The sequence below is a fragment of the Agrobacterium sp. LEGMi-208b genome, assembly GCF_059511785.1.
The window spans coordinates 1476217-1491880 of the sequence record NZ_CM183445.1 but is presented as its reverse complement, the minus strand read 5'-3'; the positions used below and the strand labels follow the sequence as shown (position 1 = coordinate 1491880).

Here is a 15664-nt window from a genome sequence, read left to right as displayed (position 1 = left end):
TCAAATCGGCGTCATTGGCAGACGTCGACCCATTGCGCGCCCGTCAATTCGGCCATCACATCGGGAGAAATCTTCACTGCCGCATTGGTGGCGCCGGCAGCCGGAACCACCTCTTGGTAGTTTTTCAGAGATATGTCGCAGAACACTGGCAGGGGCGAGGGCAGGCCGAAAGGGCACACGCCGCCGACGGGGTGGCTGGTCACCGCAACCACTTCTTCCGGTCCGAGCATACGCGGCTTGGCCCCAAAATGATCGCGGAACTTCCGGTTATCGAGCCGCCTCGTGCCGGCGGCGACGACAAGGAGAATGGTGTCGCCTGCCTTGAGGCAGATCGTTTTGGCGATCTGGTCGGGCGCGACACCATGGGCTTCGGCGGCCAACGCCACCGTCGCTGAACTCGCCTCCGTTTCAATCACGGCGACTTCGGGCGATTTCTCGGTGAAAAAGGCTCTGACGGATTCGATAGACATGCGTATTTATTAGGCGTTACGCGGAGACGCTTCAAGTCACCTTGAAACAGCTATGCAATTTGTGCAATGCTGCGCTGCGATGAAACGTCTGTTTTTTAAGCTGATATCCTGTATCTTCAAATCATCGAAGCGACGCACTCCTCCTCCCAGCGTCGCCCGATTGGACTGACAATACTCCTCCTCCCAATTGTCAGTCAGTTTCAAGAACCCGGCGCACCTCCTCCCGCGCCGGGTTTTTGCTTTTTGGCGCCCCTGTCGTCTGGCTCCCTGCTGAACTCCGGCAAGATGGGCGTGTTCAAAGAAACTTGACTTTCAGCCCCTTCCAACCTAGTTACTTCGCCATCGATATTTGTTTGACGACCAGAGCTTCGGCGTCTTTTTAGACGCTCACGACGATCTTTTCCTTCAAATTCGACCCAAGTCCGCACTGCTCGCAGTGCAAATACAATTGCCAACGGAAGGAAATCGTTATGGCGACTGGTACAGTAAAGTGGTTCAACGCAACCAAGGGCTACGGCTTCATTCAGCCTGACGACGGTTCGCAGGACGTATTCGTTCACATCTCCGCTGTTGAGCGCGCTGGTCTGACCGCCCTCAACGACGGCCAGAAGCTCTCCTACGAGCTGATGCAGGATCGTCGCTCGGGCAAGATGTCCGCAGGCAACCTCGTTGCTGCCTGATAAGCGCTTTGGCCCGAAAGGGTCATTCGCATGAATGGAAAGGCCGGATTTTTCCGGCCTTTTTCTTTTGCTGGAAGGGGCTGGACCGGTTGCCCTTGAAAAAGCCGGACCACATACCAATATAGGGTTCAACAGTGCTCCGGACCGGAACTGCCGGGAATGGCGCTTTTAAAAGTGCCGCTGCGGTTGTGTTAACCAAAGATTAACCAAAGCAGCCGATCCTGAGCCGGAAAGCAGCGTCGATATCTTTGACGCGCTCTGGAGCATCAGACCGTTTGAACGCTTTGACCACGGATGTACTGGCATTGACGGAAAACGGATGGAAAGGTCGGGCTTGCCCGGCCTTTTTGTTTATGGGCCGAGGAGGTGCCGAATATTCGGCACCTCCTCTTTTTTCTGGATTATTTCGCCGCGAGCGCGTCGAGAATACGGACCCAGGAGCGGATACCCTTGTGGAAGGACTGCAGGTCGTATTTTTCATTCGGCGAATGAATACGGTCATCGGTAAGTCCGAAGCCGACAAGCAGCGAATCCATTCCCAGCATCTTCTGGAAATCGCCGACGATCGGGATCGAGCCCCCCATGCCGATGACGACGGCAGGTTTTGGCCATTCTTCCGAAAGCGCGTTTTTGGCCTTGGTCAGCACGGGTGAATCGTAAGAAAGCTGGATGGCCGGTGATGCGCCATGCTCGTGGAATTCCACGGAGCAATCGGCTGGAAGCTTCGAGCGCACATAGGTCCGGAAGCTGTCGCGGATGGCTGCCGGATTCTGCTCGCCGACGAGGCGGAACGACACCTTGGCGGAGGCCTTCGCGGCGATCACGGTCTTGAAGCCGTCACCAGTGTAACCACCGATGATGCCGTTGACTTCCGCCGTCGGCCGCGCCCATGTCTGCTCCAGCACGGAACGGCCCTTTTCTCCCGAGGGAACAGAAAGGCCGACTTCGCCGAGAAAGGCTTCGGCCGTGCGTCCCAGCGTTTCCCAGGAGGCCTTGATGTTGGCCGGGGTTTCCTCCACGCCATCATAAAAGCCTGAAAGCGTCACCCGGCCTGTTTCGTCATGCAGGCCGGCGAGAATATCGGTGAGGATGTGGATCGGATTTGCCGCCGCACCGCCGAACAGACCGGAATGCAGATCGCGGTCGGCCGCGGCGATGACGATCTCTTCCCCGACAAGACCGCGCAGGGCTGCGGCAATGGCCGGCGTATCCCGGTCCCACATGCCGGTATCGCAGACCAGCGCATAATCGGCCTTCAACTCATCCGCATTGGCTTCGAGAAAAGGCTTCAGCGAGGGCGAGCCGGATTCCTCTTCGCCTTCAAAGAGGATAGTGACGCGCACCGGCAGGCCGCCATTCACTGCCTTATAGGCGCGGCAGGCTTCCACGAAGGTCATCAGCTGGCCCTTGTCGTCTGCCGTACCGCGTCCGGTGATCACCTGCCGGCCGGCGCCGATATCCTTGACGGCGGGCTCGAACGGATCGTTTTCCCAGAGATCGAGCGGATCGACGGGCTGTACGTCATAATGGCCGTAGAAAAGCACATGCGGTGCATCTTTGGTGGCCGCATCGTGATGCGCCACAACCATGGGATGGCCGGCCGTATCGCGCACGGAAGCTGTGAAGCCGAGCGCTGAAAGCGTTCTGACCAGCCATTCCGCCGCCTTGCGGCAGTCCGCTTTGTAGGCCGGGTCCGTCGAAATCGATGGAATGCGCACGAGCTCGAACAGCCGCTCGAGGCTGGAGGTGAGATTGTCGTCGGCGGTGGAAAGAATGGGGGAAACGTCTGTCATCGCTGATCCTGTCATGTCTGTCGTGACCCGGCGATAAGACGACACATCCGGGCATCGCGCATCGCGGGAAACAAGGGGGCCGGCGTGTCGTGAATCGGCAAACGTGCGGCCGCCGGAACGATAGAGCAGTTCAGGGAAAGTGCGAAGCGGTTTCGGGCTCTAAATATTATTTCGCTTTTTTTGCGCTTTCGATCGCCCGGCGCATATATTCCAGCAGAAGCTGTCTCTCGAAACGCCGGAAATCCTTGAGCAGCGTGTCTTCGGTGGCTTCGGAGGCGGCAATGGCGTTGGCTTCCAGATCCCTGCCGCGCTGGGTCAACTCGATGATCTGGGCACGGCGGTCGCTTGGATGTGATTTGCGGATGATCAGCCCGTCACGTTCCATACGGGAGAGCGTATTGGCGAGTGTCGCCTGTTCAACATCGATTCTATCGAGCAATTGCCGCTGCGTCAGGCCTTCTTCATGCCAGAGTTCGATCAGGATGGGGAACTGCCCGGGGGAGAAACCGAGCGCGGCGGCTCTTTTCTGCATCGCCATGGTGAATTCGCGCGCCATTTTTGAGGCGAGATAGATTGCCGATTCGTCCCGGGAAAAACCCATTTTTTCCGCCCATAAAGCACCACGGCCGGCTCAGTCCGGCAATTTCAATAGCGTGATATATATCGCGTGATATGTTTAAGCCAGCCCGACAGGGCACAAAATAAAACCGCCATGGCCGGGAGGGGTCGGCCATGGCGGTCATATTGGAGGACAAAGGCCCGGAGAGGGGGAAAGGCCTTTGTCCGGTCTGACGCGGCGGGGGACGAGCCAGCAATCAGACTACGGCGTGATCAGGCGCCGTCCTCCTAGAAATGTGTCTGCAAATGCGGCTTTTCAAGGGAAGGGCGGATTACAAATCGGTAACGTTGAGGTGAATTTCGCGCGCTCTCGCGGACACCGTATTCCCTGCGCTTTGCGGTGTGTTGTGCGAAGTTTCGGTGGACGTCAAAACGGCCCCGCGCTATCCATGCTACCCATGAAAAAAGGCGATCATCTTTTCCTCGTTGACGGTTCCGGCTTCATTTTCCGGGCCTTCCATGCCATTCCGCCGCTGAACCGCAAGTCGGACGGGCTGCCGGTCAACGCCGTCTCGGGCTTCTGCAACATGTTGTGGAAGCTCCTGAAGGATGCGCGCAATACCGATGTGGGTGTGACGCCTACCCATTTCGCGGTGATTTTCGACTATTCGTCGAAGACCTTCCGTAACGAGCTTTACGATCTCTACAAGGCCAACCGCACCGCGCCGCCGGAAGATCTCGTTCCGCAATTCGGTCTGATCCGCGAAGCGACGCGCGCCTTCAACCTTCCCTGCATCGAGACGGAAGGTTTCGAGGCGGACGATATCATCGCCACCTACGCCCGGCAGGCCGAGGCAATCGGCGCCGATGTCACCATCATCTCTTCCGACAAGGATCTGATGCAGCTCGTGACGGCCAATGTGCATATGTACGACGCCATGAAGGACAAGCAGATCGGCGTTCCCGACGTCATCGAAAAATGGGGCGTAGGCCCCGAGAAGATGATCGACCTGCAGGCGATGACCGGCGATTCCACCGACAATGTTCCCGGCATTCCCGGCATTGGGCCGAAGACTGCGGCGCAATTGCTGGAGGAATATGGTGATCTCGATACGTTGCTGGCTCGGGCGGGCGAAATCAAGCAGCAGAAGCGTCGGGAAAACATCATCGCTAACGCGGAACTTGCCCGCCTTTCCAGACAGCTTGTGGCGCTCAGGACCGATGTGCCGCTGGATCAGTCTCTCGAAGCGCTGGTACTCGAACCGCAGAACGGCCCGAAACTCATCGCCTTCCTGAAGGCGATGGAGTTCACGACGCTGACACGCCGGGTTGCCGAAGCGACCGAAACCGACGCTTCCGCGATCGACCCTGCCAATGTGCCGGTGCAATGGGGTGCCGATGCCCATGGTCCCGATCTTGACGCGCCGGCCGCTGCCGTCAAGGCCGGTGAAGTTGCTGCTGACGCAGCAGGCGCCCCGGCTTTGCCTGCCGCTCCGGCAAGGAAAGTAACGGGGGAGGGCAGCGCGCCCGCCGATTTGGCCGCAGCGCGACAGGCGCTTTTTTCCGCCGCCGCGATCGATACGACTTCCTATCTAACGATCAGGGATCTTGCGACGCTTGACCGTTGGATAGCCGCTGCCCGGGAGACGGGCGTCGTCGCCTTCGATACGGAAACGACCTCGCTCGACCCGATGCAGGCGGAACTTGTCGGCTTTTCTCTGGCCATTGCCGATAACGGCAAGGACGCCACAGGCACCGATATCCGGGCAGCCTACGTTCCGTTGACGCACAAGACCGGCTCCGGCGGCGATCTCTTCAGCGATGGCATTAAAATGGCTGAGGGGCAGGTTCCCTTTGCCGAGGCGCTGGAGCGCCTGAAGGACCTGCTCGAAGATGAAGCCGTCCTGAAAGTCGCCCAAAACCTTAAATACGACTATCTGCTGATGAAGCGCCACGGCGTCGTCATTCAGAGCTTCGACGACACGATGCTGATTTCCTATGTTCTCGAGGCCGGCAAGGCCACGCATGGCATGGATTCACTGTCCGAACGCTGGCTCGGCCACACGCCGATCGCCTATAAGGACGTGGCGGGTTCGGGCAAGTCGAGCGTCACTTTCGATTTTGTCGAGATCGACAAGGCGACCGCTTATGCTGCGGAAGATGCAGATGTCACCCTGCGGCTCTGGATGGCGCTGAAGCCGCGGCTTGTCTCGGAACGGCTGACCAAGGTTTATGAGCGCCTGGAACGTCCCCTCGTTCCGGTTCTCGCGCATATGGAAGAGCGCGGCATCACCGTCGACCGGCAGATTCTTTCGCGTCTTTCCGGAGAACTCGCGCAGAAGGCTGCGGCCTTCGAAGAGGAAATCTACGAGCTGGCGGGCGAGCGTTTCAACATCGGATCGCCAAAGCAGCTCGGCGATATTCTGTTCGGCAAGATGGGGCTGCCGGGCGGTTCCAAGACCAAGACCGGCCAATGGTCGACATCGGCGCAGGTTCTCGAAGATCTTGCGGCGGAAGGTATCGAACTGCCGCGCAAGATCGTCGACTGGCGGCAGCTGACGAAGCTGAAATCGACCTATACGGATGCGCTGCCCGGCTATATCCATCCCGAGACGAAACGGGTGCATACGTCCTATGCGCTCGCCTCCACCACCACCGGACGCCTGTCCTCCTCGGAGCCGAACCTTCAGAATATCCCGGTTCGCACGGCGGAAGGGCGCAAGATCCGCACGGCCTTCATCACCACGCCCGGCCACAAGCTTCTGTCGGCCGACTACAGCCAGATCGAACTGCGCGTGCTGGCCCATGTCGCCGACATTCCGCAGCTGCGCAACGCCTTCGAAAACGGCATCGACATTCACGCCATGACGGCTTCGGAAATGTTTGGCGTGCCCGTGGAAGGCATGCCGTCGGAAGTACGCCGCCGCGCCAAGGCCATCAACTTCGGTATCATTTACGGCATTTCCGCTTTTGGCCTCGCCAACCAGCTCGGTATCGCCCGCTCGGAGGCGGGCGAATATATCAAGAAATATTTCGAGCGTTTTCCCGGCATTCGCGATTACATGGAAGCGACCAAGGCCTTCGCCCGCGAGAATGGCTATGTCGAAACGATTTTCGGCCGGCGCGCCCATTACCCGGAAATCCGTTCTTCCAACCCTTCCGTGAAGGCCTTCAACGAACGCGCCGCCATCAACGCGCCGATCCAGGGCTCGGCCGCCGATATCATCCGCCGCGCCATGGTCCGTATCGAGCCGGCGCTGGAGGCGGAAAAGCTTTCCGCCCGCATGCTTTTGCAGGTACATGACGAACTCATCTTCGAAGTCGAGGAAGCGGAAATCGAAAAGACCCTGCCTGTCGTCGTCTCTGTCATGGAGGATGCGGCCATGCCGGCGATTTCGATGAAGGTGCCGCTGAAAGTGGATGCGCGTGCCGCCGACAATTGGGATGAGGCGCATTGACCGGCCTTTGAGCGGTCGATGTCATTGCCTTGTCGCGTGCGCGGACTAGGGGGAACGTCTCACAAGGAGTTCCCCGATGCACGCCCCGCTCGTTTCGAAAGATCTTGAGTATATTTCCGCCGCCAATCGCGATCAGCCGCCGCGCCATCTGGGCAGCCGCTTCAATGCGAATGGCGAGTTCCTGCCCGAGCCAGGTAACACCGTCGTCTGCCATCTTGTCGAAGGATCGCAGACCGAAAAAGCGATCATTGCGACCCGCCAGCGTTTTCTGGATATGCCGGAGGCGTCGCATCTTGCCTTTACGCCTGTTTCCAGCCTGCACATGACGGTATTTCAGGGCATCATCGAGTTTCGCCGGGCTTTGCCCTATTGGCCGGAAAACATGCCGCTCGATACGCCTATCGACACGATGACGGACTATTATCGCGACCGTCTTTCCGCATTTCCGGTCCTGCCCGCGTTCAAAATGCAGGTGTCGGGTCTGCGTCCCGTAGGTCTCGCAATGAAGGGCGCAACCGCTGAAGATGACCGGATCATAGCTCTCTGGCGGGACACATTCGCCGATTTCTTCGGCTATCGCCATCCCGATCATGATAGCTATGAGTTCCATATCACCCTGTCCTACATTGTTCGCTGGTTCGAGCCTGACTGCCTGCCGCGCTGGCAGGCGATGCTCCACGAGGAACTGGAAAAGCTGCGCGCCGCAGCGCCCGTCATAGAGATGCATCCGCCGGCTTTCTGTGAATTCAAGGATATGAACCACTTCAAGGAACTTGTCGTTTTCGATAAGACGTGAGGTGTGATTTGCAGCCACCAGCCGTGGTTCTGCATACCGATTCCGCTGAATCGGAAAAAATGCGCATCAGGGCTGGTCAAAGCCCGTTTGGGCATGTATAAGCGCGCCAAATTTCCGATATCGAGACATCCGACATTCGGCCTTTGGTTCTGGCCGGTTCCGTTGTTTCGCCGCTTAAGTGGAGTAACAAAAATGGCTGTACCAAAAAGAAAAACAAGCCCGTCCAAGCGCGGTATGCGCCGCTCGGCTGACGGTCTCAAGTCTGCAACCTATGTTGAAGACAAGAACTCCGGCGAACTGCGCCGTCCGCACCATATCGATCTGAAGACCGGTATGTATCGCGGCCGTCAGGTTCTGACGCCGAAGGAAAGCGCATAAGCTTTCTGAAATCATCTTTGCAAAAACCGGCCCTCGTGGCCGGTTTTTTGTTTTCAGGACTGCCCACCTGTCCTTTCCGCTCCCTTGGAAAATCCGCGCGCTCCCCCTACACTCTTTTAGGGAGAGCAGGTTTGCTGCCTGCAGCAGGAGGGGAGCTTCGGTGAAATATCGCTGGATTTTGTTGATGCTTCTCAGCCTCGGCCTCGGTTATGGCGCCGTGACGAGAGGTGGTGGCATCATTGCGGAGAGCTATTTTGGCGAAATGTCCGAGCAGGGTCGCACCACGCTTCGGCTCGCCGTCTCGGCACTGGGCGGGCTCCTGAGCCGTTACGAGCCGCTTCCTGCACTCATTGCCGATCACGACGACATCGAGGAACTGGTCGCGCATCCCAAGGATGGAGCCCTGCGTCAGCGCGCCAATGTGTACCTCAAATCCATCAACACCCTGCTGGAATCCTCCGATATCTATATCATCACGCTGGACGGAGAGACCATCGCGGCCAGCAACTATGATGGTCCGACAAGTTTCGTTGGTGAGAATTTCAGCTACCGTCCCTATTTCCAGGATGCCGCCAGGGGCTTCCAGTCCCGCTTTTTCGCGCTCGGCACCACCTCGCACAAGCGCGGTTATTATTTCTCCGCACCGATTCTCTTCAATGATGAGATCAAGGGCGTCATCGTCTTCAAGGTCGATATCGAAGGCATAGAGGCCTCCTTTGGCGATGGCGAGAACCGTATTCTGGTATCGGACCCGGAAGGCATCATCTTCATGACCGGAACGCCGCAATGGCTTTATTCCGGCCTGATGCCGCTGACGCCTGAAAGGCTGGCGCGTACGGAGGCTTCCCGCCGCTATGCCAATGCCACCTTGAAGGAACTGCCGCTTAAGAACGGCAGTTTCGGCTCGCATCAGCTGATGACGATCAGCCAGGAAGACGGTGAGAGGGAATATATGGTCCTGTCGCAACCGATGCCCGATGCCGGCTGGACCGTCAGCGTGCTGATGGACACGGGCTCGCTCCGAACGCAGGTCAAGACGGCGATGATTGCGATCATCCTCTGCCTGTGTCTGGCCGCTGCGCTGATCGCCGTGCTGTTGCAAAGACGTCGACGCCTGCGGGATCGGTTAACCCATCAGGCCGAAGCCCAGGCGGAACTGGAGCGCCGGGTGGAGGAGCGCACGGCCGATCTGGCGCGGGTCAATCAGGAGATCGAGCACGAAATCGCCGAACGCCGCCAGACCGAAAAGCAGTTGCGCAAGATGCAGAACGATCTGGTTCAGGCTGGCAAACTTGCGGCACTTGGGCAGATGTCGGCCGCGCTGTCGCATGAGTTCAACCAGCCGCTGGCCGCCGCCAAGAATTATGCCGAAAACGCCTCGCTTCTCGTGGAGCGCGGGCGGCTGGAGGAGGTGACGGAAAATCTCAGGCGTATTTCGGGCCTTATCGACCGTATGGCGTCCATCAGCAAGCATCTCAGGAACTTCGCCCGTAAGCCCAATGAAAAAATGGCGGCAGTGGGTCTGGAAGCCGTGCTTCGCGACACGCTCGAAATCGTCGGCCCGCGGCTGAAGGCCGCCAATGCGGTGCTGGATGTCGATCTCGGCCCGGTGCCGCTTGCCGTAAAGGCCGGTCCGGTGCGGCTGCAGCAGGTGCTCGTCAACATCATCTCCAATGCCGCTGATGCGGTGGAGGGGCGCGAGGACCGCCGCATTGCGCTGCAGGCGGTGCAGCATGGCCAGTCGGTGTCGATTTTCATCCGTGATCGCGGTCCCGGCGTGCCGGCGGCGATTTCGGAACGTATTTTTGACCCCTTCTTCACCACCAAGGGCGTGGGACGCGGCCTTGGTCTTGGCCTGTCCATTTCCTACAACATCATCAAGGATTTTGGCGGCCAGCTGCGCGTCAGAAACCATGAAGACGGTGGGGCGGAGTTCGAAATCGAATTGCCTGCCGCCGCATGGCGCGTGGAGGCGGCTGCGGAATGACGATGTCGCGGGTTCTGTTGATCGATGACGAAGAGGAGCTGCGCTTTTCCACGGCGCAGGCGCTGGAGCTCTCCGGCTTTGCCGTCACCATGCTGGCGAGTGCCGAACATGCGCTCGAACTGATTGGATACAGTTTCGACGGTGTCGTGGTCAGCGATATCAGGATGCCCGGCATGGATGGCATGACGCTGCTGCAGAAGGTGCGGGAGCTCGACCCGGAAATACCCGTCATCCTGATGACCGGCCATGGCGATGTGCAGCTTGCGGTCAACGCCATGCGCAACGGCGCCTATGATTTCATCGAAAAGCCGTTCACGCCGCAATATCTCGCCGGCATCATAAAAAGGGCGAATGACCGGCGCGCATTGGTGCTGGAAAACCGCCGCCTCAAGGCGGTGGCGGGCAAGCATGACGATCTCGAGACACGTCTGCCCGGCAGAACCCAGATCATGGTCGATCTGCGTTACCGCATCCGCGCCATCGGCGCGACGGACGCCGATACGCTGATCGTCGGCGATACGGGTGCGGGCAAGGAGGTCGTGGCGCGGGCACTGCATGATATCAGCGCCAGAGCCAACCGGCCCTTCGTGGCGATCAATTGCGCCGCCCTTCCGCAGACGCTGATCGAAAGTGAACTATTCGGCCATGAGGCCGGTGCGTTTCCGGGTGCGCTGCGCCCGCGCTACGGCAAGTTCGAGCATGCTCGCGGTGGCACCATCTTGCTGGACGAGATCGGCTCTATGCCCTTCGAATTGCAGGGCCGCTTTCTGCGTGTGTTACAGGAGAGGGTGATTACCCGTCTCGGCTCGAATGAAACGGTCGAACTCGATGTCCGTTTCATTGCCACCAGCAAGGTCGATCTGGAACAGGAAGTTGCGGCTGGCCGGTTTCGTGCCGATCTTCTTTACCGCCTGAACGTGGCGACACTTCTCGTGCCATCCCTTTCGCAGCGCAGTGCCGATATACCGTTACTCTTCCTGCATCTTGTGCGGGAAGCTGCGGCTCGCTACGGGCGGGAAGACATGGAGGTGCCGCAGAACCTGCTTTCAGCCGTCTCGCTCCGAGAATGGCCGGGCAATGTGCGTGAATTGCGCAATGCCGCCGACCGTTTCGTTCTCGGTCTGGAAAGCGACGTATCCGAAGGATCGTTGCCGTTTCAGGATGACGGAAAGGCAGCGCTTGCCACAAGGGTTGCCGCTTATGAAAAAAGTCTGATTGCACATGCAATTGCCGCCAATGGCGGAAATCTGAAATCCGTCTATGAGAATCTCGGCATTTCGCGCAAAACGCTCTATGAAAAAATGCAGAAATACGGGTTGCATCGCCACATGACCGAGGTCTGATGGGTGGATTTCCACCCATGGATAGGCTGCTATGGGTCGAAATCCACCCAATCCCCTTCGCGATGGCGATAAAAGCGCACTCTATTGCAAGACCGCCATTGCTGAATGGCCGTCCCGGATCGCAAATATCGTCACCCCGGTCGCCATGGAGGAGCATGCGCGGCTGAAGTGGCAAACATTTTCATCCGGGAGGAATCGATGAAAATACTGAAGACAGTTACCGGCCTTGCCGCCGCCGCTGCCGTTTCCCTTTTTGCGCTGTCCGCATCCGCTCAGAACTATCCCGAGCGCAATATCACCATGGTCGTGCCCTTTGCCGCCGGCGGCCCGACGGATACGGTCGCGCGCCTTGTCGCCGAATCCATGTCGAAGGATCTCGGTCAGCAGATCATCGTTGAAAATGTCGGCGGCGCGGGTGGCACGCTGGGCGCGGGCCGTGTGGCATCGGCCGATCCGGATGGTTACACTGTCCTTCTCCACCATATCGGCATGGCGACCAGCGCAACGCTCTACCGCAAGCTCGCCTATGACACGCTGAACGCCTTCGAATATGTGGGTCTCGTCACCGAAGTCCCGATGACCATCCTGTCGCGCAAGAACCTCGAGACCAAGGATCTCAAGGGTCTGATCGAATACGCGAAAGCAAACAAGGACAAGGTCACCGTGGCCAATGCCGGCATCGGCGCTGCCTCACATTTGTGCGGCATGCTGTTCATGAGCGCCATCGAGACACCGCTCGTCACCGTTCCCTACAAGGGCACCGGACCGGCCATGACCGATCTGCTCGGCGGCCAGGTCGACATCATGTGCGACCAGACCACCAACACCACCAAGCAGATTCAGGGCGGCACCGTGAAAGCCTATGCCGTGACCACGGCCAAGCGCCTGGACGTACTGCCGGACGTGCCGACGGTTGTCGAAGCGGGCCTGCCGAAACTCGAAGTGGGCATCTGGCACGGCATCTATACGCCGAAGGGCACGCCGGCCGAAATCAACGAAAAGCTCTCCAAGTCGCTGCAGGTCGCGCTGAAGGACAAGAATGTCGCGGCCCGCTTTGCCGAACTCGGCACCACGCCCTCCTCGGAAAGCGATGCGACGCCGGCGGCGCTGAAGGCCAAGCTTGAAAGCGAAATCGCCCGCTGGAAGCCGGTGATCGAATCCGCCGGCCAATATGCCGACTGATGAACGCGGAACGACCGGCGGTATCTCGCCGCCGGTCGACCGTGATCATTTCAACAGGCGGACCGGTGTTATGCCGGCCGTGATGGAGGGGCATCTTTCATGAAGTCTTTATTTAATGACCCTGCCGAGGCGATCTGCGGGGCAATTTTCATGGGGCTTGGCGTCTTTTTCGCCTTGCAGTCCTATGGGCTGGAAATCGGAACGGCCTTTCGTATGGGCCCCGGCTATTTCCCACTCGTTCTGGCAATCATCCTCATCCTGCTCGGCGGCGTTATATTCCTGCGATCGGCCCGCCCGGTCGGGGAGGGGATCGGAGCAATTGCGTGGCGCGGCATATTTTTTATCCTGCCCGCGCCGATTTTCTTCGGTTTCACTGTCCGCGGTCTTGGTTTTGTGCCGGCGCTGTTTTTCAGCGCGCTCATCGCCTCCTTCGCCTCGCACAAGATGAGCCCGCTCATGGCGATCATTCTTTCCGCGGCCATCACGGTCTTTTCCGTCGCCGTTTTCAACTACGGTCTCGGCCTGCCGTTCCAGCGCTTCGGCCCCTGGCTCAAATTTTAAGGTGCTGCGATGGATCTGCTCGATAATCTCGCTCTCGGTTTCGTCACGGCATCCTCGCTGGCAAACCTGTTCTTCTGCCTGATCGGCGTGCTGCTCGGCACCCTGATCGGTGTGCTGCCCGGTATCGGCGCGACGGCGACCATCGCCATGCTGCTGCCGATCACGTTTCAGCTGGAACCCGTCTCGTCACTCATCATGCTCGCCGGCATTTATTACGGCGCGCAATATGGCGGTTCCACCACCGCCATCCTGATCAATATGCCCGGAGAATCCTCCTCCGCCGTCACCGCCATCGATGGTTATCAGATGGCACGCAAGGGCAAGGCGGGTGCGGCACTTGCGATTGCGGCCATCGGCTCGTTTTTCGCCGGCACGGTCTCCACCTTCCTCGTGGCGATCTTCGCCCCGCCGCTCACGGCCATTGCGCTGGAGTTCGGTGCGGCGGAATATTTTTCGCTGATGGTCGTCGGCCTCGTTTCGTCGATCGCGCTTGCCCATGGTTCCATCGTCAAGGCGCTGGCCATGGTCGTGCTGGGCCTGCTGCTCGGCCTGGTCGGCACGGATATTTATAGCGGCACGCCGCGCTTCACCCTCGGTATCCGTGAATATGCCGATGGTCTGAACTTCGTGGCCGTGGCCGTCGGCGTCTTCGGTATCGCCGAAATCCTGCGCAACCTCGAAAATGAGCGCACCCGCACGGTACTGATCGCTAAGGTCAGCGGGCTGATGCCAACCCGGGAAGATTTCAGGAAAATGGTCGCGCCGGTGCTGCGTGGCACGGTCATTGGTTCCGCTCTCGGCATTCTTCCGGGCGGCGGCGCCATCCTTGCGGCCTTTGCGTCCTACACGGTTGAAAAACGCGTCTCCAAGAACCCGGAAGAATTCGGGCATGGCGCGGTGGCTGGCGTCGCCGGTCCGGAATCGGCCAACAATGCCGGCGCGCAGACCTCCTTCATCCCGCTACTCACGCTTGGCATTCCCGCCAATCCGGTGATGGCGTTGATGATCGGCGCGATGATCATTCAGGGTATCGTGCCGGGTCCGAATGTGGCGACCGAACAGCCGGCGCTGTTCTGGGGCATCATCGCCTCCATGTGGATCGGCAACCTGATGCTCGTCATCCTGAACCTGCCGCTGATTGGGCTGTGGGTGAAGCTTCTGACGGTGCCCTATTATGTGCTTTTCCCCATCATCATGGCCTTCTGTGCCATCGGGGTCTACAGCGTCAATTCCAACGTCTTCGATCTCTATGCCGTCGCCTTCTTCGGCTTCATCGGTTACGTGCTGGTGAAACTGCGCTGCGAGCCGGCGCCGCTGCTGCTCGGCTTCGTGCTCGGCCCGCTGCTGGAGGAAAATCTGCGCCGTGCCATGATCCTCTCCCGCGGTGATCCGACCACCTTCGTCACCCGGCCGATCAGCGCCACCCTGCTCTTCATTGCCTTGGCCGTGCTGATCATCGTCTTCCTGCCCAGCGTGAAGAAGAAGCGCGAAGAGGTTTTCGTAGAAGAAGACTGAGACTGCCAAAAATTCCGGATGCCGGCGATGGAAACATCGCCGGCTTTTTCCGTTTCCGGATCGCCATGACGAATTCGCTTCACGAAAGCGACATATGGTTGACTTGTTCGCTTTTACGCCCAAGGAAGGGCTGGAAAGAGAGGTCGATATGACGTCGGAAACCGAAAAACGCATCATCACGCTCGAGGAAACGGCCGCGCATCAGGCGAAGGTGATAGAGGAACTCTCCGATCAGCTGGCGGAACAGTGGAAGGTGGTGGAGCAGACCCGCGCCAAGCTAGACCGCCTGACGGAGAGGTTCCTGAGCCTCGAAGAGCAATCGCTGGATGCGCCCGCAATCACTCGACCGCCGCATTATTGACAGGGAAGAGCCAATGAAAAACGACACCGCCGCGCTGGCTGCCGATATCGTCGATTTCTGGAAGAAGGCCGGACCGGACAAGTGGTTCGACAAGGATGCCGCTTTCGACAATCATTTCCACGACCGTTTCCGTGACGCCCATTTCGCCGCCGCAAGGCGGGAACTGGATCGCTGGCTGGAGGGTGCGGAAAGCAGCCTGGCGCTGATGCTTCTGCTGGACCAGTTTCCGCGCAACTGCTTTCGCGGCACCGCCCACATGTATGCGACAGACCCGCTGGCGCGGCTTTTTGCCGACGAGGCTATCCGCCGTGGCCACGATCAGGCGGTGGGCGAGGACTTGCGCGTTTTCTTCTATCTGCCCTTTTCCCATGCGGAAGATATGGCGGCCCAGCAGCGCGCCTGCGGCCTGAACCAGCCGCTTGGCGGGCTTTATCTTCACCACGCCGAAGAACATCGCGATATCGTCGAGCGTTTCGGCCGCTTTCCGCATCGCAACGGCATATTGCTGCGGGAAACGACCCCGGCGGAGCGGCAATATCTGGATGAAGGCGGTTTTTCCGGCTGAGCCGGAAACGAAAACGC

The 15664-nt window shown here is 59.1% G+C and carries 14 protein-coding genes; 11 read left to right on the top strand and 3 right to left on the bottom strand.

All coding sequences use genetic code 11. The annotated features are described in order from the left end of the window. Positions 1-11: 11 nt before the first annotated feature. Positions 12-470, bottom strand: coding sequence for a YbaK/EbsC family protein (locus AC5YUO_RS07425; protein WP_496154781.1), 459 nt, complete (start codon positions 468-470; stop codon positions 12-14). A 470-nt stretch (positions 471-940) separates the two neighbouring features. On the opposite strand from AC5YUO_RS07425, the gene AC5YUO_RS07420 reads away from it, so the two are divergent. Then, the gene (locus tag AC5YUO_RS07420; RefSeq protein ID WP_003492998.1) at positions 941-1150 is read left to right on the top strand and encodes a cold-shock protein; all 210 of its coding nucleotides are present in this window, start codon (positions 941-943) and stop codon (positions 1148-1150) included. A 401-nt stretch (positions 1151-1551) separates the two neighbouring features. Here the strand turns inward: AC5YUO_RS07420 and AC5YUO_RS07415 are convergent, their stop codons facing one another. Together AC5YUO_RS07415 and AC5YUO_RS07410 are read right to left on the bottom strand one after the other, a co-directional pair. Beyond that, positions 1552-2943 carry a dipeptidase gene (locus AC5YUO_RS07415; protein WP_496154780.1) on the bottom strand — a complete coding sequence of 464 codons (1392 nt, stop codon included), beginning with the start codon at positions 2941-2943 and terminating at the stop codon, positions 1552-1554. Positions 2944-3109: 166 nt separating this feature from the next. After that, the gene (locus AC5YUO_RS07410; protein ID WP_400815823.1) at positions 3110-3544 is read right to left on the bottom strand and encodes a MarR family winged helix-turn-helix transcriptional regulator; all 435 of its coding nucleotides are present in this window, start codon (positions 3542-3544) and stop codon (positions 3110-3112) included. Positions 3545-3959: 415 nt separating this feature from the next. Here AC5YUO_RS07410 and polA point away from each other — a divergent pair, with 415 nt between their 5' ends. From polA to AC5YUO_RS07360, 10 genes are all read left to right on the top strand, one after another. Beyond that, positions 3960-6959 carry a DNA polymerase I gene (gene polA, locus AC5YUO_RS07405; RefSeq protein WP_496154779.1) on the top strand — a complete coding sequence of 1000 codons (3000 nt, stop codon included), beginning with the start codon at positions 3960-3962 and terminating at the stop codon, positions 6957-6959. A 76-nt stretch (positions 6960-7035) separates the two neighbouring features. Continuing rightward, positions 7036-7755, top strand: a complete 720-nt coding sequence (locus AC5YUO_RS07400; RefSeq protein WP_496154778.1) for a DUF1868 domain-containing protein — start codon at positions 7036-7038, stop codon at positions 7753-7755. Positions 7756-7947: 192 nt separating this feature from the next. Beyond that, a complete protein-coding gene (gene rpmF, locus AC5YUO_RS07395) occupies positions 7948-8133 on the top strand; it encodes a 50S ribosomal protein L32 (protein WP_003507205.1) in 186 nt (61 codons plus the stop codon). Between the two features lie 184 nt (positions 8134-8317). After that, positions 8318-10120: a sensor histidine kinase gene (locus AC5YUO_RS07390; RefSeq protein ID WP_496154777.1), complete on the top strand. Its 1803-nt coding sequence runs from the start codon at positions 8318-8320 to the stop codon at positions 10118-10120. Further along, on the top strand, positions 10117-11463 hold the full coding sequence (locus AC5YUO_RS07385) for a sigma-54-dependent transcriptional regulator (protein WP_496154776.1): 1347 nt from the start codon (positions 10117-10119) through the stop codon (positions 11461-11463). The genes AC5YUO_RS07390 and AC5YUO_RS07385 overlap by 4 nt, the downstream gene beginning before the upstream one ends. Positions 11464-11661: 198 nt before the next feature. Continuing rightward, a complete protein-coding gene (locus tag AC5YUO_RS07380) occupies positions 11662-12645 on the top strand; it encodes a tripartite tricarboxylate transporter substrate-binding protein (protein ID WP_400815836.1) in 984 nt (327 codons plus the stop codon). Positions 12646-12744: 99 nt separating this feature from the next. Next, positions 12745-13206, top strand: coding sequence for a tripartite tricarboxylate transporter TctB family protein (locus tag AC5YUO_RS07375; protein WP_400815838.1), 462 nt, complete (start codon positions 12745-12747; stop codon positions 13204-13206). 9 nt (positions 13207-13215) lie between these two features. Continuing rightward, the gene (locus AC5YUO_RS07370) at positions 13216-14721 is read left to right on the top strand and encodes a tripartite tricarboxylate transporter permease (RefSeq protein WP_496154775.1); all 1506 of its coding nucleotides are present in this window, start codon (positions 13216-13218) and stop codon (positions 14719-14721) included. A 148-nt stretch (positions 14722-14869) separates the two neighbouring features. Then, positions 14870-15082 (top strand): SlyX family protein, encoded by a 213-nt coding sequence (locus AC5YUO_RS07365; RefSeq protein ID WP_400815843.1) that lies wholly within the window; start codon positions 14870-14872, stop codon positions 15080-15082. A 13-nt stretch (positions 15083-15095) separates the two neighbouring features. Further along, positions 15096-15647 carry a DUF924 family protein gene (locus AC5YUO_RS07360; RefSeq protein ID WP_496154774.1) on the top strand — a complete coding sequence of 184 codons (552 nt, stop codon included), beginning with the start codon at positions 15096-15098 and terminating at the stop codon, positions 15645-15647. The last annotated feature ends 17 nt before the right edge of the window (positions 15648-15664 follow it).